Consider the following 2,977-nt stretch of genomic DNA (forward strand, 5'->3'; position numbering starts at 1 on the left):
GAACCCGNAGCCCGGGGCCGAAGGCGGGGCGGAAGCCCGGAGACCTGGCCCGGGGCCCGGGGCCCGGGGCCGAAGCCCGAAGCCCGGAGCTGGAGCCGGGGCCGAAGCCGGGGCGGAAGCCCGGAGCCCAGGGCCGGAGCCGGGGCCGAAGCCTGGGGCCGGGGTCCGGGGTCGGAGCCGGAGCCCGGGGTCGGAGCCGGAGCCTGGGGCCGGGGTCCGGGGTCTAGAGCCGTACGAGGGTGACCTCGGTGGCCTTCACGCTCGTCCAGACCGCCGCGCCCTCGGACACGCCCAGTTCGGCGGCCGCCTCCGGGGTGATCTCCGCTACCAGGTCGGGGGCTTCGGCCGAGCCGACGAGGACGCGCAGCCGGCTGCCGACCGCGGTGACCTCCCGTACCGTCCCCGGCCACACGTTCCGGGGGCTGCCGCCGGGCCGGTCCCGGTGGACGGACACCGCCTCCGGGGCGATGATCGCGAGGGCCTCGGCCCCCTCCGGCAGCGCCTCGGCCACCACCAGCCGCCCGCCGCCCGCCAGCGCGAGCCCGTCGGCGGAGGCGGTGCCCGGCCAGGCGTTGCGGCCCAGCATGCGCGCCACCCACGGCGAGCGCGGGTGCCGGGTGACCTCCGCGGGCGGGGCGTCCTGGAGGGTGCGTCCTGGAGGGTGCGGCCGTCGGCCAGTACGAGGACCCGGTCGGCCAGCGACACCGCCTCGACCGGGTCGTGCGTGACGATCAGGCACACCCCGCCGAAGCCCGCCAGATGCGTGCGCAGGGTGTGCCGGACGTGTGCCCGGGTGGTCTGGTCGAGGGCGGCGAGGGGCTCGTCGAGCAGCAGCAGCCGTGGCCGGGCGGCCAGCGCCCGGGCCAGGGCCACGCGCTGCGCCTGCCCGCCGGACAGCTGCGCCGGCTTGCGCTGGGCGAGGTGGCCGACGCCGAGCCGGTCGAGCCACGCCTGCGCCTCGCGGCGGGCCTCGGCGCGCGGCACCCGCCGGGCGCGCAGCCCGTACGCGGTGTTGGCGAGGGCGCTCAGGTGCGGGAACAGCGCCCCGTCCTGCGGGACCCAGGCCACCTGGCGGCGGTGCGGGGGCAGGGCGGTGACGTCGGTGTCGCCGAGCCGGAGTTCGGCGTGGGCGCGGGGGGTCAGGCCGAGCAGGGCGCGCAGCAGGGTGGTCTTGCCCGCGCCGTTCTCGCCCACCACGGCGATGGTCGTGCCCGGCCCGGCGTCGAGGGTCAGCCGGTTGAAGCCGGTGACCTCGGCGTGCAGGGGCCAGCGGCCGCCGTCCGCGGCGGCCGGTCCGGCCCCCTCCGCGGAGGTGCCGTTCCGCCCGGCCGGGGGTTCCTCGGCGGCCGCCGGGGCGGACCCGGCGGCCTTGCGGACGGCCGGGGTGCCGGCCCAGCGGCCGCGCAGGGCGATGAGGACGGCCATGGCGATGGCGAGCAGCAGCAGCGAGACCGAGGTGGCCGCCTCGGGCCGGTCCTGCAGCAGCAGGTAGACCTGGAGCGGCAGGGTCTGGGTGGTGCCCGGCAGGTTCCCGGCGAAGGTGATGGTCGCGCCGAACTCGCCCAGTGCCCGGGCCCACGTCAGGGCCGCGCCCGCGATCAGGCCGGGGGCCACCATGGGCAGGGTCACGGTGAAGAACACCCGGACCGGCGGGGCCCCGAGGGAGGCGGCGGTCTCCTCGTAGCTCTGCTTGAGCCCGCCCAGCGCCCCTTCCAGGCTGATCACCAGGAAGGGCATGGCGACGAACGTGGCCGCGACGACGGCGCCCGAGGTGTGGAAGGGCAGGGTGATGCCGAAGGTGCTCTCCAGCCAGGGCCCCAGCAGTCCGCGCCGCCCGAAGCCCAGCAGCAGCGCGACACCGCCGACGGTCGGCGGCAGCACCATCGGCAGCAGCACCAGCGAGCGGACGAAGGCCTTGCCCTTGAACTCGACCCGCGCCAGCAGCCAGGCCAGCGGCACCCCGAGCAGGAGGGAGAGGCCGAGCGCCCAGGCGGACACCAGCAGGGAGAGCCGCAGGGCCTCGGTGACACCGGGGCTGGTGAGGTGCTCGGCGAGCTCGCCCCAATGGGTGCGGGTGAGGATGCCGATGAGCGGCAGCAGCAGGAACGCGACGGCGAGCAGCGCGGGGAGCGCCAGCGTCACGGGGGGCCGGGTGCGGGTGCGGGGTCTGCTCACGGGATTCCTGGTCGGGGCGGCTGCGGCTGGCTGACGGGGGGTACGACGAAGGGGCTGCCCGTCCCCCCGGACCGGGCAGCCCCGCCGCGCCATGGTGTTACGGCTTCTGGAAACCGGCGTCCTGGAGGATCTTCTGCGCCTCCGGGGAGCTCAGCCAGGCCACGAACGCGGCCGCGGCCTCGGCGTTCTTGGACTGCTTGAGCGTGGCGGCCGGGTAGGAGGCGACGACGTTCTGCTCGTCCGGGATGTCGACGCTGACGACCTTGTCGCCGGACTTGGCGGAGTCGGTCTTGTAGACGAGGCCGGCGTCGGCCTCACCCAGCTCGACCTTGCTCAGGACGGCGCGGACGTTGGGCTCCTGGGAGACCGGCTTCACCTCGATCTTCTGGGCGTCGAGGATCTGCTTGCTGTAGCGGCCGACCGGGACCTCGGGGGCCGCGAGGACGACCTTGATCTTGGAGTCGGCGAGGTCCTTGAGCTGGGCGATCTTGAAGGGGTTGCCCTTGCCGGTGGCGATGACCAGGCGGTTCTTCGCGATGACCGTGGGGTCGTTGGCCTCCGCCTTGACGCCGTCCATCGTCTTGGTGTCGGCGGTGACCAGCGCGTCGGCCGGGGAGCCCTGCTTGACCTGGGCGGCGAGCTCCTGCGAACCGGCGTAGGAGAACTTCACCTTGGTGCCCGGGTGGGACTTCTCGTAGGCCGCGCCGGCCGCGTTGAAGACGTCGGTGAGGGAGGACGCGGCGAGCACCGTGAGGTTCGCGGCCTTCGCCCCGGCGGCGGGGGCCGAGGCGGACGGGGTGCC

General features: G+C 75.7%; 3 protein-coding genes. All 3 read right to left on the reverse strand.

The window, feature by feature from the left end; translation table 11 throughout:
• Positions 1 to 223: 223 nt before the first annotated feature.
• Positions 224 to 412, reverse strand: a complete 189-nt coding sequence (locus tag VR44_RS49380; RefSeq protein WP_425424567.1) for a TOBE domain-containing protein — start codon at positions 410 to 412, stop codon at positions 224 to 226.
• Entirely contained in the window at positions 325 to 2,175 is a 1,851-nt protein-coding gene (locus VR44_RS38080) for an ABC transporter permease (RefSeq protein ID WP_425424568.1), read from the reverse strand. The genes VR44_RS49380 and VR44_RS38080 overlap by 88 nt, the downstream gene beginning before the upstream one ends.
• Positions 2,176 to 2,272: 97 nt before the next feature.
• A partial coding sequence (modA, locus tag VR44_RS38085; protein ID WP_045952258.1) for a molybdate ABC transporter substrate-binding protein occupies positions 2,273 to 2,977 on the reverse strand: 705 nt, incomplete at its 5' end.

This window comes from Streptomyces katrae, from assembly GCF_000966975.1.
Taxonomy (GTDB): domain Bacteria; phylum Actinomycetota; class Actinomycetes; order Streptomycetales; family Streptomycetaceae; genus Streptomyces; species Streptomyces katrae.